Origin of the sequence: Pseudomonas sp. NFACC41-3 (assembly GCF_900109505.1) — a bacterium.
Taxonomy (GTDB): Bacteria; Pseudomonadota; Gammaproteobacteria; order Pseudomonadales; family Pseudomonadaceae; genus Aquipseudomonas; species Aquipseudomonas chlororaphis.
This window is the reverse complement of record NZ_FOAE01000004.1, coordinates 312,624-333,984: the sequence shown is the minus strand read 5'-3', so window position 1 is coordinate 333,984 and position 21,361 is coordinate 312,624. Positions and strand designations below refer to the sequence as shown.

Here is a 21,361-nt window from a genome sequence, read left to right as displayed (position 1 = left end):
CTCTTGGCGGGCATCGGCCCTATAATGCGCGCCGGTTTTTGGGGTAATGGTCATGAGTACAGAAGATCCGCGGTTTGCTGGCGTCGCCCGGTTGTATGGCATCGAGGGGCTGGAACGCTTGCGCGCCGCCCATGTGGCGATCGTCGGGGTCGGCGGGGTCGGCTCCTGGGCGGCGGAAGCCATAGCCCGTTGCGGCGTGGGCGAGATCTCGCTGTTCGACCTGGACGACGTCTGTGTCAGCAACAGCAATCGGCAGTTGCATGCCCTGGACAGCACGGTTGGCAAAGCCAAGGTCGAGGTCATGGCCGAGCGCCTGCGCGGGATCAATCCGGCCTGCACCGTGCATGCGGTGGCGGACTTCGTCACCCGTGAGACCATGGCCGAATACATCACGCCGAACATCGATTGCGTGATCGACTGCATCGACAGCGTCAACGCCAAGGCGGCACTGATCGCCTGGTGCAAGCGGCGCAAGATCCAGATCATCACCACCGGCGGCGCGGGCGGGCAGATCGACCCGACACTGATCCAGGTCTGCGACCTGAACCGCACCTTCAACGACCCGCTGGCCTCGAAAGTGCGCTCGACCCTGCGTCGCGACTACGGTTTTTCCCGCACCGTGACCCGCCACTACAGCGTGCCTTGCGTGTTTTCCACCGAGCAGCTGCGCTACCCGAAACCGGACGGCAGCATCTGCCTGCAGAAGAGCTTTGTCGGCGATGGCGTGAAGCTCGACTGCGCCGGCGGTTTTGGCGCGGTGATGATGGTCACCGCGACCTTCGGCATGGTTGCGGCGACCAAGGCGGTGGACAAGCTGGTGGCTGGCGTGCGGCGCCCGGCGGACAGAATCAAACCCATCTGACGCAATAGATTCCTGTAGCCGCTGCCGCAGGCTGCGATAAGGCCCGAAGGGGCTTCCGGGGGCCTCAAGAGCACGTCTCCTGCGGAGCCGATCGCAGTCTGCGGCAGCGGCTACACAGGTCCGTGTCTTATCCAGGCTCAGCGGTTGTGTCGACCAGCGTCAGCGCGTGCCAGCCAGCTCGTGCATCCGCTGCAATACCGCGTTCAGCCCATTGCTGCGCGACGGCGACAGCTGGCGCGACAGGCCCAGTTGATTGAACCAGTCCGGCAAGTCCACCCGTTGCAGTTCCTCGGTGGACAAACCGTTGACCCGCGCCAGCAGCAGGGCCACCAGGCCACGGATCAGGCGTGCATCGCTGCTGGCGGCGAACTGCCAGTGACCGTCCTGCAAGGTGCCCACCAGCCAGACCTGGCTTTCACAACCATGCACCCGATTGGCCTCGACCTTGTCGGCGTCGCTCAGCGGCGCCAGGCGTTCGCCCCATTGCATCAGCAAGCGCGCGCGCTGTTCCCAGCCGGGAGCGCCCTGAAAGCTGTCGAGGGCCGCCAGGGCCTCGGCGGGCAGGCTCATCGCAACAGCTCCAGTGCCTGATCGAGGGCCTCGAAGAAGCGTTCCAGGTCCTCGGAGTCGTTATACAGCGCCAGGGATACGCGGATCGCCCCGGCCAGGCCGAAGCTTTTCAGCAGTGGCATGGCGCAGTGATGTCCGGCACGCACGGCGATGCCCTGTTCGGTCAGCAGGTGAGCCAGGTCGGCGTTGTGCACGCCATCGACCACGAAGCTGACCAGCGCCAGCTGCGGCTTGCCCAGCAGGCGCAGGCCTTTGCGGGCCAGCAGGCCGTGCAGCAGGTAGTCGTGCAGCGCGGCTTCATGGGCGCTGACGGCGTCCTGGTCGAGGCCGCTGAGGTAATCCAGGGTCGCGCCCAGACCAATCACGCTGGCGATCGGCGGCGTACCCGCTTCGAAACCCAGCGGGGCGGGGCGGAAGCTGGCGTGCTGGTATTCGGCCTGCTGGACCATCTCGCCACCAAACTGCCAGTGACGCAGGCCTTGCAGCGCCTCGGTGCGTCCGTACAGCACACCGACGCCGTCCGGGCCGTAGAGCTTGTGGCTGGAGAATACATAGAAGTCACAGCCCAGCGCCTGCACATCGTGGCGGCCGTGGACCACGCCCTGGGCGCCGTCGACCACGGTCAGGGCGGCGTGCGCCTTGGCCAGGGCCAGCAACTGCGGCAGGGGCTGCCAGGCACCGAGCACGTTGGACAGCTGGCTGACGGCCAGCAGCCGGGTGCGCGGGCCGATCAGGCGGGCCGCGGCGTCGAGATCGATCAGGCCGTCATCGTCCAGCGGCAGAACCACCAGGTTGAGGCCGCGACGGTGCGCCAGTTGCTGCCAGGGCAGCAGGTTGGCGTGATGCTCCAGGGCGCTGATGACGATTTCGTCGCCCGGGTTGAATTGATGTTCCAGGCCATAGGCCAGGAGGTTCAGCGCGGAGGTCGCGCCGTGGGTAAAGATGATCTGCCCGCTGTCACCGCTGTTCAGCCACTGCGCCACCTTGTGCCGGCTGTTCTCGAACGCCTGGGTGGCGTGAGCGCCAGGCAGGTGCTGCGCGCGATGCACATTGGCCGCGCCATTGGCGTAGTAGTGCGCCAGGGCGTCCAGCAGGGCTTGGGGTTTTTGCGTGGTGGCGGCGTTGTCCAGGTAGGTCTGGTCCTGCCGTTGCAGGGCGGCGATGGCCGGGAAGTCGGCACGCCAGGGAGAAGGAATCATCATGCTATCGGGCCCTGGTGAACATGGGCGGGTATACGCCGGACCTGTAACCGGTAGGAGCGAGGCTGCCCGCCAAGGGGCCCTCGAGGCAGCCCAAAGTTTCGCGGGCAAGCCTCGCTCCTGCAGGTAGAGGGGCGTGACGCTTAGTTGTGAGCGTGCAGCGCTGCGTTCAGTTCGATGGCCGATTTGTGGGTCTTGCACTCCACGGCACCGGTCTCCGAATTGCGACGGAACAGCAGGTCAGGCTGGCCGGCCAGCTCACGGGCCTTGACCACCTTGACCAGCTGGTTGTTCTCGTCCAGCAGCGCCACCTTGGTCCCGGCGGTCACATACAGGCCCGATTCCACGGTGTTGCGGTCGCCCAGCGGGATACCGATACCGGCGTTGGCGCCGATCAGGCAGCCTTCGCCGACCTTGATCACGATATTGCCGCCGCCCGACAGGGTGCCCATGGTCGAGCAACCGCCGCCCAGGTCCGAACCCTTGCCGACGAACACGCCAGCGGACACCCGGCCTTCGATCATGCCCGGGCCTTCGGTGCCAGCGTTGAAGTTGACGAAACCTTCGTGCATCACGGTGGTGCCTTCGCCCACATAGGCGCCCAGGCGGATACGCGCGGCGTCAGCGATACGCACGCCAGCCGGTACCACGTAGTCGGTCATTTTCGGGAACTTGTCCACCGAGAACACTTCCAGCAGCTCGCCACGCAGGCGGGCTTCCAGTTGACGCTCGGCCAGTTCGCCGAGGTCGACCGCGCCCTGGTTGGTCCAGGCCACGTTCGGCAGCAGCGGGAAGATTCCGGCCAGGTTCAGGCCGTGCGGCTTGACCAGGCGGTGGGACAGCAGGTGCAGCTTCAGGTAGGCCTCCGGGGTGGAGGTCAACTGGGTGTCTTCGGCCAGCAGGGTGGCGACCAGCGGCTTGTGGCTCTCGGCCAGGCGGGTCAGCAGCGCGGCCTGGGTGGCGTCGATGCTCTTCAGGGCGTCGGCCAGCTCTGCGGCCTGGGCGGTGGTGAAGGTGATGGCCTGGTTGCCTTCGCTGTAACCCAGCACCGGGGCGATGGCGGCAACGATTTCCGCGGACGGCTTGAGCAGGGGCGCGGCGTAAAACACTTCCAGCCACGCGCCTTGACGGTTTTGAGTGCCGACACCAAAGGCCAGGCTGAACAGGGTAGTGGACATGCTGTTACCTCTTACAAAATTGAGCGGGCAGGCGTTATTTGATTTCTGCCGCGTAGATATCGGGCTTGAAGCCAATCAGGGTTCGGTCGCCGAGATCGAGCACCGGGCGCTTGATCATCGAAGGTTGCGCGAGCATCAGTTCGATCGCTTTCGTCTGGTCGAGATCGGCTTTGCGTTCGTCATCGAGTTTGCGAAAGGTCGTGCCCGCACGGTTCAGCACCACCTGCCAACCGTGCTCGTTGCACCACTGGACCAGGTGTTCGCGGTCGATTCCGGCCGCTTTGTAGTCATGGAAGTCATAGCTGACAGCGTGTTCATCGAGCCAGGTGCGCGCCTTTTTCATGGTGTCGCAGGCTTTGATGCCGAAAAGGTGCAACGTTTTGCTTGAAGCGGTCAAGGAATTGCCCCCTTTTGAGATGCTGGAGTTAAAGGTCACGGATTATGCCACGCCCGCGCCGGTTCGGCGTCGGCGAAGGCCCGGCTTTGTAGCTTTGTGTGACAGCGGCATGGGCCGCTTGCGACTTTTGTGCAGCGGCGAGGCCCCAGCTTAAGCGGCTAATATGGCACTTCGACGGTAACCTGTTGCCTGAAGTCCGCTGCTGATCGATTGGGAAAACCGCTTTATGCAAACCGCCTATACCGTCCTTATCCTGCTGATGCTGGTGAGTTTCTCGCGCTTGGTCGGACGGGTAATTCCGTTGCCGTTGCCGCTGCTGCAGATCGCCGCCGGAGCCTTGCTGGCCTGGCCCACCCTGGGGCTGCACGTGGCCCTGGACCCGGAATTGTTTCTGTTCCTGTTCCTGCCGCCGCTGCTGTTCTCCGATGGCTGGCGCATGCCCAAGCGTGAGCTGTGGCGCCTGCGCGGGCCGATTCTGACCCTGGCCGTGGGCCTGGTGCTGTTCACCGTGGTGGGGGCCGGTTATTTCATTCACTGGTTGCTGCCGACCATTCCCTTGCCGGTGGCCTTCGCCCTGGCGGCGGTGCTGTCGCCGACCGACGCCGTGGCGGTCTCGGCGATTTCCCAGAACCGCCTGCCGACGCCCTTGATGCACATGTTGCAGGGCGAGGCGCTGATGAACGACGCCTCCGGCCTGGTGACCTTCAAGTTCGCCCTGGCGGCGGCCGTGACCGGGGTGTTTTCCCTGGCCAATGCCAGCCTGACCTTTGTCCTGGTGGCCGTCGGCGGCCTGGCGGTCGGCGTGGCCCTGAGCTGGCTGGTGGGGCGCTTGCGGGCCTGGATGATCGCCCGCGGCTGGGACGACCCGGCGACCCATGTGGTGTTCATGCTGTTGCTGCCGTTCGCCGCCTACGTGCTGGCCGAGCGCCTGGGAGCCTCGGGCATCCTCTCGGCGGTGGCGGCGGGGATGATGCAGAGCTGGCTCGATCTGTTGCCCCGGCAGACCAGCACCCGCTTGCTCAACCGCAGTGTCTGGTCGTTGCTGGAGTTCGCCTTCAACGGCCTGATCTTTCTGCTGTTGGGCCTGCAACTGCCGGACATCATCAAGGCCGTGGTCAGCCACGAAACCACCTTGTGGCCGACCCTGTTCTATCGCTGCCTGGATGTGGGCGCGATCTTCCTGGTATTGCTGGTGCTGCGGTTCATCTGGGTGCAAAGCATCTGGCGCCTTTCCGGCCTGTTGCGCCGCTGGCGCGGCAAGGGGGAGCTGACCCTGGTTCCGACCGCGCGCTCCTGCTGGTTGCTGACGGTGGGCGGGGTACGCGGGGCGGTGACCCTGGCGGGCGTCATGTCGGTGCCGCTGTTGCTGGGCGCGGGCGAGGCTTTTCCCGAGCGCGACCTGCTGATCTTCATTGCCGCCGGGGTGATCCTGTTGTCGCTGGTGGCCGCCTGTATCGCCTTGCCGCTATTGCTGCGGGGCATCCAGAAGAGTCCTGACGAGAAGCGGCATGCCGAAGTGCGTGACGCCTGGCGCAAAACCGCCGAGGCGGCGATCCATGCCCTGGAGGCCGAGGAAGTGGCCGATGGAGCCAACTCGCCGGATGCGGCCCAGGCGGCGCTGGCCACCGAGCTCAAGGGGCGGCTGATGTCGGAGTATCGCCATCAACTGGAGGTGTTCAACGATTCCGCCGAAGCCCAGGCGCTGGCGTTTCAGATGGACTTGCTGGAGCGCAAGTTGCGTTTGAAGGCGCTGCGGGCGCAGCGGCTGGAGTTGTATCGGTTGAGCCGTCAGCACCAGATCGGTGACGACGTGCTACGCGAGATATTGGGCGAGCTGGACCTCAGCGAGGCCAATCTGGGGCAGGTGAAATAGCACCTGCCTTCCTGTAGGAGCAGGGGGACGCCCAGTCCTTGCCCGCGATGAACGATAACGCAGTGTTTCAGCTGTACGGCGTTATCTCTATCGCGGACAAGCCTCGCTTCTACAGGGGCGTGAGTTATTTACGGCGCTGAACGAAATCGCGGATCCGCTCGGCGGCCTCCACGCATTCGGCCAATGGCGCCACCAGGGCCATGCGCACCCGACCGGCTCCCGGGTTGCTGCCGTCGACGTCGCGTGACAGGTAGGAGCCCGGCACCACGGTCACATGTTCCTGTTCGTACAGGTCGCGGCAGAACGCCGTGTCGTCGCCCGCCACGTTCGGCCACAGGTAGAAGCTGCCGTCCGGGCGTTGCACGTCGAGTACCGGTGCCAGGATCTCCAGCACCGCATCGAACTTCTCGCGATACAGCGCGCGGTTGGCGCGCACATGCACTTCGTCGTTCCAGGCGGCGATGCTGGCCAGCTGGGTCTGAACCGGCATGGCGCAGCCATGGTAGGTGCGGTACAGCAGGAAGCCCTTGAGGATCTCCGCGTCGCCGGCGACGAAGCCGGAGCGCAGGCCCGGCAGGTTGGAGCGCTTGGACAGGCTGTGGAACACCACGCAACGCTTGAAGTCCTGGCGTCCCAGCTCGGCGCAGGCACTGAGCAGGCCGGGTGGCGGGGTCTGTTCGTCGAAGTACAGCTCGCTGTAGCACTCGTCGGCGGCGATCACGAAATCGTACTGGTCGGCCAGGGCGATGAGTTTCTTCAGGGTTTCGATCGGGATCAGCGCGCCGGTCGGGTTGCCCGGCGAGCACAGGAACAGGATCTGGCAACGCTGCCAGATCTCGGCCGGTACCGCGTCGAAATCCGGATTGAAGCCGTTTTCATCCAGGCACGGCAGGTAGTGCGGCTTGGCGCCGGCGAGGAAGGCCGCGCCTTCGTAGATCTGATAGAAGGGGTTCGGGCTGACCACCAGTGCGTCGTCGCCACGGTTGACCACGGTCTGGGTGAAGGCGAACAGCGCCTCGCGGGTGCCGTTGACCGGCAACACGTTGCGTGCCGGGTCGATCCAGCCATCGGGCACGCCAAAACGCCGTTCGCACCAACTGGCGATGGCTTCGCGCAGGGCTGGAAGACCCAGGGTCGTTGGATATACGGCCATCTGGTCGAGGTTATTGGCCAGGGCCTCGGCGACAAAGCTCGGCGAGCGGTGCTTGGGTTCGCCGATGGACAGCGCGATAGGGCGCTTGGCGGGGTTGGGCTGGACGCCGCCGAGCAGGGCGCGGAGTTTCTCGAACGGGTAGGGCTGCAGCTGGTTCAGAGCGTTGTTCATCGGTGCGGTGTCTCACTCAAAGCGGGTCGTGGCGCGTGGTCAGAAGTTCAGGCGCGTCAAGGCGGTAGGCGGTTCGTGGCTGACGCTCAGTTGTTCGACGATGGCGTCCTGCAGTCGGCTGCACAGCTGGGGATCGGACAGTTGCTGGTTGTGCGCGTCGGTAATGAAGAACACGTCTTCCACGCGCTCGCCCAGGGTCGCGATCTTGGCGTTTTGCAGCGACAGGTCGAACTCCAGGAAGATCTTGCCGATGCGCGCCAGCAGGCCGGGGCGATCGGGAGCGCTCAGTTCGAGCACGGTGACCGGGCGCTGGGCATCGTTGTGGATAGTCACTTGCGGCGGGAAGGCGAAGTGCTTGAGCTGACGCGGTACTCGACGCTGGATGATGGTCGGGTAGTCGTCAGGATTGCGCAGGGCCTCGGTAAGGCCGTCGCGGATCTGTTTGACGCGTTGCGGGTTGTTGCCGATCGAGCCGCCGTCGTTGTCGAGCACGATATAGGTGTCGAGGGTGAACTGGCTGCTCGAGGTGATGATCCGGGCGTCATGGATGTTCAGGTTCAACTGGTCCATTGCGGCCACGGTCACGGCGAAGAAATCGTGCTGGTCCGGGGCGTAGATGAAGATCTGCGTGCCACCCTCGAATTCGCGCTGGGTGGTTTCCTTGATCAGCACCAGCGGGCCGCCGTCGGCCGGCTGCTGAAGGATCGCATCGCTGTGCCAGGCCACATCGCCGGCGGTGTGGCGCAGGAAATAGTCGTCACCCAGTTGCGCCCAGAGCTGCTCGACGTCGTCCGGATCGGTGCCGGCGCGGACCAGGATGTCCAGGGCCGCGCTTTGCGTCTGGCGGATCTGCTCTTCGCGGTCCACCGGGTTTTCCAGGCCGCGGCGCAGGGCGCGCTTGGTCTCGGTGTAGAGCTGGCGCAACAGGCTGGCGCGCCATGAGTTCCAAAGCGTCGGGTTGGTCGCGTTGATGTCGGACACCGTCAGCACGTAGAGATAGTCCAGGCGGGTCTGGTCGACCACGACCTGGGCGAAATCATGGATGACCTGCGGGTCGGACAGGTCCTTGCGCTGGGCGGTGGTCGACATCACCAGATGGTTCTGCACCAGCCAGACGATCAGGCGCGTGTCCCACAGCGGCAACTGGTGGCGGATGCAGAAGGCTTCCGCGTCCACGGCGCCGATATCCGAGTGGTCACCGTGCCGGCCCTTGCCGATGTCATGGTAGAGCCCGGCGAGGTAGATCAGCTCGGGCTTGGGCAGCTTGGCCATGAGCTTGCTGGCCAGCGGGAATTTCTCCGAAACCTGGGTGTACTGCAGTTTGCGCAGGTGCTTGATCAGGTTCAGGGTGTGGGCGTCGACCGTATAGATGTGGAACAGGTCGTGCTGCATCTGCCCGACGATATGGCCGAACTCCGGCAGATAACGCCCGAGAATGCCGTAGCGATTCATCCGCCGCAGGTTGCGGTGGATGCCGATCTCGCACTTGAACAGCTCGATGAACAGGCTGGTATTGCGAATGTCGTGGCGGAAATCGTCGTCGATCAGGTGGCGATTTTCGCGCAGCAGGCGAATGGTGTCGGCGCGTACGCCCTTGATCTCCGGGTGCTGGGCCATGAGCACGAAGATTTCCAGCATGGCGAACGGCGTACGGCGGAACACGTTGGCGTTGATCGCCTCGATGTAGCCGTCGTGCAGCTGGAAGCGCGAGTTGATCGGCTGCGGCGGCGCTTCGTCTTCCGGGGCGAGGATGACTTCCTCGAAATGCTGGATGATCAGGTCGCTGAGCTGGGCGATGCTCATCACCACCCGGTAGTACTGCTGCATGAAGCTTTCGATGGCCTGCTTGGCATCGTTGCCCTCGAACCCCAGCAGCTTGGCGATCGAGCGCTGGTGATCGAACAGCAGGCGGTCTTCGGCACGCCCGGCGAGCATGTGCAGGGCGTAGCGGACTTTCCACAGGAACTCCTGGGACGAAGCCAGCAGCGCGTTTTCGCTTTCCACCAGGAAGCCTTCGCCGGCCAGGGCCCGCAGGTTCAGCGTGCCGTACTGGCGACGGGCGACCCAGAGGATGGTCTGGATGTCTCGCAGGCCGCCGGGCGAGCCTTTGACGTTGGGTTCCAGGTTGTATTCGGTGTCGTTGTACTTGTGGTGCCGGGCTTTCTGTTCGGCGCGCTTGGCCAGGAAGAAGTCCTTGCTCGGCCACATGTGCGCCGTGCTGGTGACGTCGAGCATGCGCTGGCGCAGGCGTTCGGGGCCGCAGATGGTGCGGCTTTCCATCAGGTTGGTAACCACCGTCAGGTCGGCGCGGGCCTCTTCGGCGCATTCCTCCACCGAGCGCACGCTTTGCCCGACTTCCAGGCCGATGTCCCAGAGCAGGGTCAGGAAGCGTTCGATGGAATCGCGGAAAATCTCGTGGTCGGCGCTGTCCAGCAGGATCAGCAGGTCGATGTCCGAGTAAGGGTGCAGCTCGCCGCGACCGTAGCCGCCGACCGCCACCAGGGCGATGTCGGCGTCGTCGCTCCAGTCGAACTGGTCCCAGGCTTTTTGCAGGATGTTATCGACGAACCAGGCGCGGTCCTCGATGAGCCGGCGGATATCCCGTCCGCTGCGAAAGCGCTCGTCGAGCACTTCGCGTGCCTGACGAATGGCTTTCTTGAAGGCAGCGATAGGGCTTGCCTTCAGGGCCAGTTCCGCCTGGAACTGGCCGCGGTCGAACAATTCGGGATCCACCTGCGGCATCGATTGGCTTTCCTTTCTATCTATAGGTCAGGGCGCAGCTGCGTGGATCAGGCCGAGACGCGCGCGATGGTGTCATCGCTGCGCAGGGTGAAGATCTCGTAGCCGGTCTCGGTCACCAGCAGGGTGTGTTCCCACTGCGCGGAGAGCTTGCGGTCCTTGGTGATCGCGGTCCAGCCGTCGCCCAGTACCTTGGTGTCGGCCTTGCCCTGGTTGATCATCGGCTCGATGGTGAAGGTCATGCCGGCTTTCAGTTCCATGCCGGTGCCGGCGCGGCCGTAGTGCAGGATCTGCGGCTCTTCGTGGAACACCTTGCCGATACCGTGGCCGCAGAACTCGCGGACCACCGAGAAACCGTTCTTTTCAGCGTGCTTCTGGATGACTTCGCCAATGTCGCCCAGGCGGCAGCCCGGCTTCACCAGTTCGATGGCCTTGTACATGCATTCCTGGGTGATCTGCGACAGGCGCTCGGCCCAGACCGGCACGGTGCCGACGTGGAACATGCGGCTGGTATCGCCGTGGTAGCCGTCCTTGATGACGGTGACGTCGATGTTCAGGGTGTCGCCATCCTTCAGCGGCTTCTCGTTCGGGATGCCGTGGCACACCACGTGGTTGATCGAGGTGCAGATGGACTTGGGGAAACCCTTGTAATTCAACGGCGCGGGAATCGCATGCTGCACATTGACGATGTAGTCGTGGCAGATGCGGTCCAGCTCTTCGGTGGTCACGCCGGGTTTGACATGCTCGGCAATCATTTCCAGCACTTCGGCGGCCAGTTTGCCGGCGACACGCATTTTTGCGATGTCCTCGGGAGTTTTGAGGGTGACGGTCATACAGGCTCTCTTGACGCTCAGTGGCGCGGATAAACACGGAATGGCTTGAAAACGGTGTATCGAAGGCAGATCCCGTTGTGGGGTCGCCGTGCTTTCAAAAGCCTCAAAGGTGCGATTCTAACAGAGCCCCGGGGCAAATCTGAGGCTCTGTGCGTCGCTTCTTTCTATAACAGTGGAGCATTCTGGCCCGATTCCAAAGGGGGAGCAAAAAAGCGCTCCGGGGGAGATGAGAATCCGGGTTCCGTTTTTACCCTTCTTGTGGTATAAAATGCGCCGCTTTCCGGGGATGCCCCGAAAAGCCTAAACCCACACACGTGTCGACACGATGACCTGGGTGCCCTCAGCACAAGCTGTTGGTTGGTCATTGGGATACGTGGAGGCCTAACCCGACTTATTAAGGAACTATCATGTCCCAAGTCAACATGCGCGATATGCTGAAGGCCGGTGTGCACTTCGGTCACCAAACCCGTTACTGGAATCCGAAAATGGGCAAGTACATTTTCGGCGCGCGTAACAAGATTCACATCATCAACCTTGAAAAAACCCTGCCAATGTTCAACGAAGCTCTGACTTTCGTAGAGCGTCTGGCCCAGGGCAAAAACAAGATTCTGTTCGTCGGCACCAAGCGTTCCGCTGGCAAGATCGTTGCTGAAGAAGCAGCACGTTGCGGTTCGCCGTACGTCGATCACCGCTGGTTGGGCGGCATGCTGACCAACTACAAGACCATCCGTGCTTCCATCAAGCGTCTGCGTGACCTGGAAGTTCAGTCGGAAGACGGCACCTTCGCCAAGCTGACCAAGAAAGAGGCGCTGATGCGCACTCGCGATCTGGAAAAGCTGGATCGTAGCCTGGGTGGTATCAAGGACATGGGCGGTCTGCCTGACGCACTGTTCGTGATCGACGTTGACCACGAGCGCATCGCGATCACCGAAGCCAACAAGCTGGGCATCCCGGTCATCGGCGTTGTCGATACCAACAGCAGCCCGGAAGGCGTTGACTACATCATCCCAGGCAACGATGACGCCATTCGCGCCATCCAGCTGTACATGGGTTCGATGGCTGATGCCGTGATCCGTGGCCGCAACAACGTTGCTGGCGGCACCGAAGTATTCGCTGAAGACGCTCCAGCGCCGGCAGCTGAAGCCTGAGTAACTGACGCTTAGCGTTTACTCAGTACGCAAAAAGGGGGCTAGGCCCCCTTTTTGCCACCTCGAAAATCATTTACCGATGGCGCCCCTGCAGTTCTTGTCATGTGTGGCGGCTATCAAGGGTTTTCGAGAGCGCAGCTCAAGAATTGATCGCCCGTTGAGTCGGGTGGAATGGTTGAAAACCTATCCAAGAGGAATTTGAAAATGGCAGAGATTACTGCAGCGTTGGTTAAAGAACTGCGCGAGCGTACCGGCGAAGGCATGATGGACTGCAAGAAAGCCTTGACCAAGGCTGGCGGCGACATCGAGAAAGCCATTGATGACATGCGTGCTTCGGGCGCCATCAAGGCTGCCAAGAAAGCAGGCAACATCGCTGCTGAAGGCGCCATCGCCATCAAGGACGACGGTAAAGCCGCCGTTCTGCTGGAAGTCAACTCGCAGACCGACTTCCTGGCTCTGCAGGACGACTTCAAGGCATTCGTTGCTGCCAGCGTGGAAAAAGCTTTCGCTGACAAGCTGACCGATGCCGCTCCGCTGATCGAAGCTCAAGAAGCCGATCGTCTGGTCCTGGTTGGCAAGACTGGCGAGAACGTCAACATCCGTCGTCTGGCTCGCGTTGAAGGTGACGTGGTCGGTACTTACCTGCACGGTAACAAGATCGGTGTTGCGGTTGTCCTGAAAGGCGGTTCCGTGGAACTGGCCAAGGACATCGCCATGCACGTGGCTGCAAGCAACCCTGAGTTCCTGCTTCCATCGCAAGTTTCCGCTGAAGCCATCGAGCGCGAAAAAGCCGTGTTCCTGCAGCTGAACGAAGACAAGATGAAAGGCAAGCCAGCCGAAATCGTTGAAAAAATGATCGGTGGTCGTATCAGCAAGTTCTTGGCCGAAGCCAGCCTGGTTGAGCAAGCTTTCGTCAAGGATCCAGAAATCACCGTAGGTGCCCTGGCCAAGAAAGGCGGCGCAGAAATCGTTTCGTTCACCCGCTTCGCGGTAGGTGAAGGCATCGAGAAGAAAGAAGACAACTTCGCTGAAGAAGTTGCCGCACAGCTGGCTGCTGCCAAGCAACAGTAAGACGGTTTTTCAACTGTCGCCCGAAAGAGGCTGCCCGCTCACGCGCGCAGCCTCTTTTCAAATGGGGTAACCAATTTATTGGGTTGCCTTCGGAACCGGTTTACAAAGTCGTGTTCTGATGGCGCTGTGACAGCGTCAAGCTAGAGTGAACGCAGGCTGCAAACAGCTTGCAGAGAATTTTTAAAATACGCCGCAGGAGAGATTCGCAATGGCTCAGCAGGGCAGTGGTTATCAAGCTCGCTATAAACGCATTCTACTCAAGCTTAGCGGCGAGGCCCTGATGGGCTCGGAAGAGTTCGGGATCGACCCTAAGGTGCTCGATCGCATGGCGCTGGAAGTCGGCCAGCTGGTGGGCATCGGTGTTCAGGTCGGCCTGGTCATCGGTGGTGGCAACCTGTTCCGTGGCGCGGCGCTCAGCGCGGCAGGCATGGATCGGGTAACAGGCGACCACATGGGCATGCTGGCCACTGTGATGAACGGCCTGGCCATGCGCGACGCGCTGGAACGTGCGAATATCTCGGCGATCGTCATGTCGGCCATTTCCATGGTGGGTGTGACCGATCACTACGACCGTCGCAAGGCGATGCGCCATCTGAACTCCAAGGAAGTGGTGATCTTCGCTGCCGGTACCGGCAACCCGTTCTTCACGACCGACTCCGCAGCATGCTTGCGGGCGATCGAGATCGATGCCGACGTAGTGCTCAAGGCAACCAAGGTTGACGGTGTGTACACCGCAGACCCATTCAAAGACCCGCATGCCGAGAAGTTCGATCATCTGACCTACGATGAAGTACTGGATCGCAAGCTGGGTGTCATGGATCTGACGGCGATCTGCCTGTGCCGCGACCATAAGATGCCGTTGCGCGTATTCAACATGAACAAGCCCGGCGCCCTGCTGAACATCGTGCATGGCGGCGCTGAAGGAACCCTGATCGAGGAAGGCGAACAATGATCAACGAAATCAAGAAAGACGCTCAAGAGCGCATGAAGAAGTCCCTGGAGTCGCTGGCTCACGCGTTTGGCCAGATCCGCACCGGCAAGGCGCACCCGAGCATCCTGGGTGGCGTGATGGTGCCTTACTATGGCACTGACACCCCATTGAGCGGTGTGGCCAACGTTACTGTGAAAGACTCTCAGACCCTGCAGGTGGTGCCATTCGAGCGCAACATGCTTGGGGCAATCGACAAGGCCATCGGCAGTGCTGGCCTGAACCTCAATCCGACCAATCTTGGCGAGCTGTTGCTGATCAAAATGGCGCCGCTGACTGAAGAAACCCGCAAAGGCTTCACCAAGCAGGCGCGTGCTGCTGCTGAAGATGCCCGGGTCGCTGTGCGCAATATTCGTCGCGATGCCTTGGGTGATCTGAAGAAGCTGTCCAAGGACAAGGAAATCAGTGAAGACGAAGAGCGTCGCGCCGGTGCTGAGATCGACAAGCTGATCAAAGAGTTCGAGGCTCAGATCGCTAAGGCAACTGACGAAAAAGAAAAGGACCTGATGGCCGTATAAGGGTCGGGCTTTAAATGGACAAGACCAAGCAGAGTGCGCCGTCCTCGGTGCCGCGCCATGTCGCGATCATCATGGATGGCAACAATCGCTGGGCGAAAAAACGCTTCATGCCCGGCGTCGCCGGGCACAAGGCGGGTGTGGATGCCGTGCGGGCAGTGATCGAGGTCTGTGCCGAAGCCAAGGTCGAGGTGCTGACCCTGTTTGCCTTCTCCAGTGAAAACTGGCAGCGGCCGGCCGATGAGGTCAGTGCCTTGATGGACCTGTTCTTCAAGGCATTGCGTCGCGAGGCCAAGCGCCTCAACGAAAACAACATCAGCCTGCGCATCATTGGCGATCGTTCGCGTTTCCATCCTGAGTTACAGGCGGCAATGCGCGAGGCAGAGGCGATGACTGCGGGTAGTGACCGCTTCATTTTGCAGATCGCTGCCAACTATGGCGGTCAGTGGGATATCGCCCAGGCCGCTCAGCGCCTGGCGCGGGAAGTTCAGGCGGGGCACCTGCGTCCTGAGGACATTACCCCTGAGTTGTTGCAAACCTGCCTGGCGACTGGCGACCTGCCATTGCCGGACCTGTGCATTCGTACGGGTGGTGAGCACCGCATCAGCAATTTCCTGCTCTGGCAGCTGGCTTATGCCGAGCTGTACTTCTCCGACCTGTTCTGGCCGGACTTCAAACACGATGCCATGCGCGCTGCGCTGGCCGATTACGCTTCTCGCCAGCGCCGCTTCGGTAAAACGAGCGAGCAGGTCGAAGCTGGAGCCCGGGTTTAATGCTCAAACAACGAATCATTACTGCGCTGATCCTGCTGCCGATCGCCTTGTGCGGTTTTTTCCTGCTCGAAGGTTCCGCCTTCGCCCTGTTTATCGGGCTGGTGGTGACCCTCGGGGCTTGGGAATGGGCGCGCCTGGCGGGTTTCGAGGCTCAGTCGACCCGTATTGCCTATGCAGTAGTGGTCGCTGCGCTGTTGTTCCTGATGCAGCTGTTGCCAGGTATCGCGCCTTGGGTGCTGGGTGCTGCGGTGCTCTGGTGGGGGCTGGCGACTTTCCTGGTGCTCACCTATCCGCGTACCCGTGAGCATTGGGCCGGTGCCGCGGCCAAGCTGGTGATCGGTCTGCTGATTCTGCTGCCGGCCTGGCAAGGCCTGGTCTTCATCAAGCAGCAGCCTTTGGGTAACTGGTTGATCATGGCGGTGATGGTGCTGGTCTGGGGTGCTGATATCGGCGCCTACTTCTCCGGCAAGGCGTTCGGCAAGCGCAAGTTGGCGCCGCAGGTCAGCCCGGGCAAGAGCTGGGAGGGAGTGTACGGTGGCCTGTTGCTGAGCCTGGTGATCACTGCGGTGGTCGGTCTGGTTGCGGGCTGGTCCGTCGGGCAGATCATCCTCGGCTTGCTCGGAGCGGCTATCGTGGTGTTCATCTCGGTGGTCGGCGACTTGACCGAAAGCATGTTCAAGCGCCAGGCCGGGATCAAGGACAGCAGTAACTTGCTGCCGGGGCATGGTGGGGTGCTTGATCGTATCGACAGCCTGACCGCGGCCATTCCGGTATTCGCCGTGCTGTTGTGGATGGCTGCATTGTGAGTCGCCCACAGCAGATTACGGTTCTCGGAGCCACCGGCTCTATCGGCCTCAGTACGCTGGATGTCATTGCCCGTCATCCCGAGCGTTATCAGGTCTTCGCCTTGAGCGGTTTCAGTCGTCTGGCTGAGTTGCTGGCGCTGTGCATCCGTCACGCTCCCCGTTTTGCCGTCGTCCCGCATATCGCTGCCGCGCGCAGCTTGCAGGAAGACTTGCGCAATGCCGGTTCGTGCACCCGTGTACTGGTGGGCGAGGAGGGGTTGTGTGAAGTGGCGTCCGACCCTGAAGTCGACGCGGTCATGGCGGCTATCGTCGGTGCAGCGGGCTTGCGTCCGACCCTGGCTGCCGTCGAGGCCGGCAAGAAAATTCTCCTGGCCAATAAAGAAGCACTGGTCATGTCCGGCGCGCTGTTTATGCAGGCGGTGGGCAAGAGTGGTTCGGTATTGCTGCCTATCGACAGTGAACACAACGCCATCTTCCAGTGCATGCCCACGGACTTTTCCCGTGGGTTGAGCAATGTGGGGGTGCGGCGTATTTTGCTGACCGCATCCGGTGGCCCGTTCCGCCAAACTCCGCTGGCCGAACTGGAGCAGGTAACGCCCGAGCAGGCGTGTGCTCACCCTAACTGGTCCATGGGGCGCAAGATTTCCGTCGATTCGGCCAGCATGATGAACAAAGGCCTCGAGTTGATCGAGGCGTGCTGGTTGTTTGATGCCAAGCCTGCCCAGGTCGAGGTGGTGATTCATCCACAAAGCGTGATTCATTCGCTGGTCGACTATGTGGACGGTTCGGTGCTGGCCCAATTGGGCAACCCGGATATGCGCACGCCGATCGCCAATGCCCTGGCTTGGCCGGAGCGGATCGACTCCGGCGTGCCGCCCCTGGATCTGTTCGCCGTGGCACGCCTGGATTTCCAGGCGCCTGATGAAGAGCGGTTCCCTTGCTTGCGTTTGGCGCGCCAGGCCGCGGAAGCTGGCAACAGCGCTCCGGCCATGTTGAATGCGGCCAACGAGGTGGCTGTTGCCGCGTTTCTCGAACGGCGCATCCGCTACCCCGAGATCGCGAGTATCATCGAAGAAGTTTTAAGCCTCGAGCCGGTTGTTGCAGTTGATGAACTGAGCGCCGTGTTCGCGGCGGACGCCAAAGCCCGTGCCCTGGCTGAGCAGTGGCTGGGTCGCAACGGCCGGTAAGGATTGCGACAAGCCTGAGCGTATCGGCACTGGATAGGATTGCGGAGAAAGTAGATGAGCGCGCTCTATATGATTGTCGGCACCCTGATCGCCCTGGGTGTGCTGGTCACCTTCCATGAATTCGGTCACTTCTGGGTGGCGCGTCGTTGCGGCGTCAAGGTTCTGCGTTTCTCCGTGGGCTTCGGCATGCCGCTGCTGTGTTGGCATGACCGGCAGGGTACCGAGTTTGTGATTGCCGCCATTCCGCTGGGCGGCTACGTGAAGATGCTCGACGAGCGCGAAGGTGAAGTGCCTGTCGATCAGCTTGATCAGTCGTTCAATCGCAAGTCGGTGCGCCAGCGTATCGCTATCGTTGCTGCCGGTCCTGTCGCCAACTTCCTGCTGGCGCTGGTGTTCTTCTGGGGGCTGGCGATGCTCGGTACCGAGCAGGTGCGTCCGGTCATCGGCAGTGTCGAGGCTGGAAGCATTGCCGCCAAGGCAGGCCTGAGTTCCGGCCAGGAAATTGTTGCAATCGATGGCGAACCCACCGTGGGGTGGTCGGCGGTCAACCTGCAGCTGGTTCGGCGTCTGGGCGAAAGCGGCACCTTGCAGTTGTTGGTTCGCGAGCAGGGTTCGACTGCCGATTCGCCTCGCGAGCTGCTGCTCGACAACTGGCTCAAGGGGACCGATGAGCCGGATCCTATTCGTTCCCTGGGGATTCGCCCCTGGCGTCCGGAGCTCGCCCCCGTTCTGGCCGAGCTCGACCCGAAAGGCCCGGCCCAGGCGGCTGGCCTGAAAACCGGCGATCGTTTGCTGGCGCTGGATGGTCAGCCGCTGACCGATTGGCAGCAGGTCGTCGACTGGGTGCGTGTACGTCCTGATACCAAAATTGTGCTGCGCGTCGAGCGTGATGGTGCTCAAATCGACGTCCCGGTGACCTTGGCCGCGCGCGGTAAAGAGAAAGTTGCCAGTGGTTATCTGGGGGCTGGGGTGAAGGCAGTCGACTGGCCGCCGGAAATGCTTCGCGAGGTCAGTTATGGTCCGCTGGCTGCGATTGGTGAAGGTGCCCGGCGTACCTGGACCATGAGCGTGCTGACCCTCGACTCACTGAAGAAAATGTTGTTCGGCGAGCTCTCGGTAAAAAACTTGAGTGGACCGATAACCATTGCTAAAGTGGCGGGCGCTTCTGCCCAGTCGGGCGTTGCTGATTTCTTGAATTTCCTTGCTTATCTGAGTATTAGCCTAGGGGTTCTGAACTTGCTGCCCATTCCTGTACTGGATGGGGGGCATCTGTTGTTTTATCTGATCGAGTGGGCGCGTGGTCGTCCCTTGTCGGATCGGGTGCAAGGTTGGGGGATACAGATCGGTATCAGCTTGGTGGTCGGGGTGATGTTGCTTGCCTTGGTCAACGATCTGGGTCGTCTGTAACGCTTCGCTGAATTGCGAATCTGCCGCATTTTGCGGCAGTTTCTTTATTGCCAGTTGGAATAAGAAAGGACTTCATGAAACGTCTGCTGCTAACTGCGGTTCTCTCCGTATTGATGATCGCCGAAGTTCACGCCGAGTCCTTCACTATCTCCGATATCCGCGTCAACGGCCTCCAGCGGGTCTCCGCGGGTAGCGTCTTTGGGGCCTTGCCGCTGAACGTCGGTGAGCAGGCGGACGATCGTCGTCTGGTGGAATCCACTCGTGCGCTGTTCAAAACCGGCTTCTTTCAAGATATCCAGCTGGGCCGCGATGGCAATGTCCTGGTCATCACGGTAGTCGAGCGTCCATCCGTCGCCAGTATCGAAATCGAAGGCAACAAGGCGATTTCCACTGAAGACTTGATGAAAGGCCTCAAGCAATCCGGTCTCGCGGAAGGCGAAATCTTCCAGCGTGCGACCCTTGAGGGTGTGCGTAACGAACTGCAGCGCCAGTATGTCGCCCAGGGCCGTTACTCGGCCACCGTCGATACCGAAGTGGTGCCGCAGCCGCGCAACCGTGTGGCGTTGAAGGTCAATATCAACGAAGGCACCGTCGCTGCCATCCAGCACATCAACGTCGTGGGCAACACCGTATTCCCGGACGAAGACCTGGTCGAACTGTTCGAACTCAAAACCACCAACTGGCTGTCGTTCTTCAAGAACGACGACAAGTATGCGCGTGAAAAACTCTCCGGTGACCTGGAGCGCCTGCGTTCCTACTACCTGGACCGTGGCTATATCAACATGGATATCGCTTCGACCCAGGTTTCGATCACCCCGGACAAGAAGCATGTCTACATCACTGTGAACGTCAACGAAGGCGAGAAGTACAGCGTTCGTGACGTGAAGCTCAGCGGTGACCTGAAAGTGCCTGAAGACCAGGTCAAGTCGCTGCTGCTGGTCGAGAAGGGCCAGGTGTTCTCGCGTAAATTGATGACCACCACTTCCGAGCTGATCACCCGCCGCCTGGGCAACGAGGGTTACACCTTCGCCAACGTCAACGGTGTTCCGCAGCCGCACGACGAAGACCACACGGTCGATATCACGTTCGTGGTCGATCCGGGCAAGCGTGCCTATGTGAACCGCATCAACTTCCGCGGCAACACCAAGTCCGAGGACGAAGTGCTGCGTCGCGAAATGCGTCAGATGGAAGGTGGCTGGGCTTCGACTTACCTGATCGACCAGTCCAAGACCCGTCTGGAGCGTCTGGGCTTCTTCAAGGAAGTCAACGTCGAAACCCCGGCCGTGCCAGGTGTCGACGACCAGGTAGACGTCAACTACGCAGTAGAAGAGCAGGCTTCCGGTTCGATCACCGCCAGCGTCGGTTTCGCCCAGAGCGCCGGTCTGATCCTCGGTGGTTCGATCACCCAGAACAACTTCCTGGGTACCGGTAACAAGGTCAGCATCGGCCTGACTCGCAGCGAATACCAAAGCCGTTACAACTTCGGCTATGTCGACCCCTACTGGACTGCCGATGGTGTGAGCCTGGGTTACAACGCGTTCTATCGCACCACTGACTACGACGACCTCGATGTCGACGTGGCGAGCTATGCGGTAGACAGCCTGGGTGCCGGCGTCAGCGTTGGCTACCCGATCAGCGAGACTTCGCGTCTGACCTTCGGCCTGACCGCGCAACAAGACAAGATCAAGACCGGTCGTTATACCGTCGATGAAATCTTCGACTTCGTGAATCGCGAAGGCGACAACTACCTGAACTTCAAGGCTTCGGCCGGCTGGTCCGAGTCGACCCTGAACAAAGGTGTCCTGGCGACCCGTGGTCATTCCCAAAGCCTGGTGCTGGAAGCCACTACTCCAGGTAGCGACCTGTCGTTCTTCAAGCTCGACTACCGCGGCCAGTTGTTCCAGCCGCTGACCGATACCTACACCATGCGCCTGCACACCGAGCTGGGTTATGGCGACGGTTATGGTTCGACCGACGGCTTGCCGTTCTATGAAAACTACTATGCTGGTGGTTTCAACTCGGTTCGTGGTTTCAAGGACAGCACCTTGGGTCCTCGCAGTACTCCGAGTCGTGGTGCGCTTGAGACCGGTAACTCTGGTACTTCGCGTGATCCCGATCAGGATCCGCTGCCATTCGGTGGCAACGTGCTGATTCAGGGCGGTGTCGAGGTGCTGTTCCCGATGCCGTTCGTCAAGGACCAACGCTCTCTTCGTACCTCCGTCTTCTGGGACGTGGGTAATGTGTTCGACTCCAAATGCGAGCAGGTCAGAAACCCTAGTGGTTTGCGTTCCGATACGCAGTGTAATGACGTCAGCCTGAGCAATCTGGCCAGTTCCGTGGGTGTCGGCGTGACGTGGGTAACCGCTCTGGGGCCGCTGAGTTTTGCTCTTGCAATGCCGGTCAAGAAACCTGACAACGCTGAAACCCAGGTGTTCCAATTCTCCCTCGGTCAGACTTTCTAAGAGTCCGACCCAAGATAACGACAATGGAT

18 protein-coding genes are annotated in these 21,361 nt (G+C 61.3%); 11 read left to right on the top strand and 7 right to left on the bottom strand.

All coding sequences use genetic code 11. The annotated features are described in order from the left end of the window. Positions 1-52 precede the first annotated feature (52 nt). Positions 53-862 carry a tRNA cyclic N6-threonylcarbamoyladenosine(37) synthase TcdA gene (gene tcdA, locus BMY68_RS19645; RefSeq protein WP_162805200.1) on the top strand — a complete coding sequence of 270 codons (810 nt, stop codon included), beginning with the start codon at positions 53-55 and terminating at the stop codon, positions 860-862. A gap of 159 nt (positions 863-1,021) precedes the next feature. Here the strand turns inward: tcdA and BMY68_RS19640 are convergent, their stop codons facing one another. From BMY68_RS19640 to BMY68_RS19625, 4 genes are all read right to left on the bottom strand, one after another. Further along, positions 1,022-1,432 carry a SufE family protein gene (locus tag BMY68_RS19640; RefSeq protein WP_085529941.1) on the bottom strand — a complete coding sequence of 137 codons (411 nt, stop codon included), beginning with the start codon at positions 1,430-1,432 and terminating at the stop codon, positions 1,022-1,024. Then, on the bottom strand, positions 1,429-2,634 hold the full coding sequence (locus tag BMY68_RS19635; protein WP_085529942.1) for an aminotransferase class V-fold PLP-dependent enzyme: 1,206 nt from the start codon (positions 2,632-2,634) through the stop codon (positions 1,429-1,431). Before BMY68_RS19635 ends, BMY68_RS19640 begins: the two co-directional genes overlap by 4 nt. A gap of 140 nt (positions 2,635-2,774) precedes the next feature. Continuing rightward, a complete protein-coding gene (gene dapD, locus BMY68_RS19630) occupies positions 2,775-3,809 on the bottom strand; it encodes a 2,3,4,5-tetrahydropyridine-2,6-dicarboxylate N-succinyltransferase (RefSeq protein WP_085529943.1) in 1,035 nt (344 codons plus the stop codon). Between the two features lie 34 nt (positions 3,810-3,843). Then, positions 3,844-4,206 carry an ArsC family reductase gene (locus BMY68_RS19625; protein WP_085529944.1) on the bottom strand — a complete coding sequence of 121 codons (363 nt, stop codon included), beginning with the start codon at positions 4,204-4,206 and terminating at the stop codon, positions 3,844-3,846. Positions 4,207-4,432: 226 nt separating this feature from the next. On the opposite strand from BMY68_RS19625, the gene BMY68_RS19620 reads away from it, so the two are divergent. Beyond that, the gene (locus BMY68_RS19620; protein WP_085529945.1) at positions 4,433-6,079 is read left to right on the top strand and encodes a Na+/H+ antiporter; all 1,647 of its coding nucleotides are present in this window, start codon (positions 4,433-4,435) and stop codon (positions 6,077-6,079) included. Between the two features lie 124 nt (positions 6,080-6,203). Here the strand turns inward: BMY68_RS19620 and dapC are convergent, their stop codons facing one another. The 3 genes from dapC to map are packed head-to-tail and all read right to left on the bottom strand — an operon-like array spanning position 6,204 to position 10,975. Beyond that, the gene (dapC, locus tag BMY68_RS19615; protein ID WP_085529946.1) at positions 6,204-7,403 is read right to left on the bottom strand and encodes a succinyldiaminopimelate transaminase; all 1,200 of its coding nucleotides are present in this window, start codon (positions 7,401-7,403) and stop codon (positions 6,204-6,206) included. Between the two features lie 39 nt (positions 7,404-7,442). Next, entirely contained in the window at positions 7,443-10,145 is a 2,703-nt protein-coding gene (locus BMY68_RS19610) for a [protein-PII] uridylyltransferase (protein ID WP_053259793.1), read from the bottom strand. A 47-nt stretch (positions 10,146-10,192) separates the two neighbouring features. Continuing rightward, positions 10,193-10,975 (bottom strand): type I methionyl aminopeptidase, encoded by a 783-nt coding sequence (gene map / locus BMY68_RS19605; RefSeq protein ID WP_009042382.1) that lies wholly within the window; start codon positions 10,973-10,975, stop codon positions 10,193-10,195. Between the two features lie 407 nt (positions 10,976-11,382). Between map and rpsB the strand changes: the two genes are divergently transcribed. From rpsB to bamA, 9 genes are all read left to right on the top strand, one after another. Beyond that, the gene (gene rpsB / locus BMY68_RS19600; RefSeq protein WP_007924078.1) at positions 11,383-12,123 is read left to right on the top strand and encodes a 30S ribosomal protein S2; all 741 of its coding nucleotides are present in this window, start codon (positions 11,383-11,385) and stop codon (positions 12,121-12,123) included. A gap of 204 nt (positions 12,124-12,327) precedes the next feature. After that, positions 12,328-13,194, top strand: coding sequence for a translation elongation factor Ts (tsf, locus tag BMY68_RS19595; protein WP_009042383.1), 867 nt, complete (start codon positions 12,328-12,330; stop codon positions 13,192-13,194). Between the two features lie 208 nt (positions 13,195-13,402). Beyond that, positions 13,403-14,146, top strand: coding sequence for a UMP kinase (gene pyrH / locus BMY68_RS19590; protein ID WP_007924076.1), 744 nt, complete (start codon positions 13,403-13,405; stop codon positions 14,144-14,146). After that, on the top strand, positions 14,143-14,700 hold the full coding sequence (gene frr, locus BMY68_RS19585) for a ribosome recycling factor (RefSeq protein ID WP_085529947.1): 558 nt from the start codon (positions 14,143-14,145) through the stop codon (positions 14,698-14,700). Before pyrH ends, frr begins: the two co-directional genes overlap by 4 nt. Before the next feature lie 14 nt (positions 14,701-14,714). Beyond that, positions 14,715-15,470, top strand: a complete 756-nt coding sequence (gene uppS / locus BMY68_RS19580) for a polyprenyl diphosphate synthase (RefSeq protein WP_007924072.1) — start codon at positions 14,715-14,717, stop codon at positions 15,468-15,470. Beyond that, positions 15,470-16,276: a phosphatidate cytidylyltransferase gene (locus tag BMY68_RS19575; protein ID WP_009042384.1), complete on the top strand. Its 807-nt coding sequence runs from the start codon at positions 15,470-15,472 to the stop codon at positions 16,274-16,276. The genes uppS and BMY68_RS19575 overlap by 1 nt, the downstream gene beginning before the upstream one ends. Next, on the top strand, positions 16,273-17,463 hold the full coding sequence (gene ispC / locus BMY68_RS19570) for a 1-deoxy-D-xylulose-5-phosphate reductoisomerase (protein ID WP_085529948.1): 1,191 nt from the start codon (positions 16,273-16,275) through the stop codon (positions 17,461-17,463). Before BMY68_RS19575 ends, ispC begins: the two co-directional genes overlap by 4 nt. Positions 17,464-17,517: 54 nt before the next feature. Continuing rightward, positions 17,518-18,870: a sigma E protease regulator RseP gene (gene rseP, locus BMY68_RS19565; RefSeq protein ID WP_085529949.1), complete on the top strand. Its 1,353-nt coding sequence runs from the start codon at positions 17,518-17,520 to the stop codon at positions 18,868-18,870. A 74-nt stretch (positions 18,871-18,944) separates the two neighbouring features. Continuing rightward, positions 18,945-21,332 (top strand): outer membrane protein assembly factor BamA, encoded by a 2,388-nt coding sequence (bamA, locus tag BMY68_RS19560; RefSeq protein ID WP_085529950.1) that lies wholly within the window; start codon positions 18,945-18,947, stop codon positions 21,330-21,332. Positions 21,333-21,361: the final 29 nt, after the last annotated feature.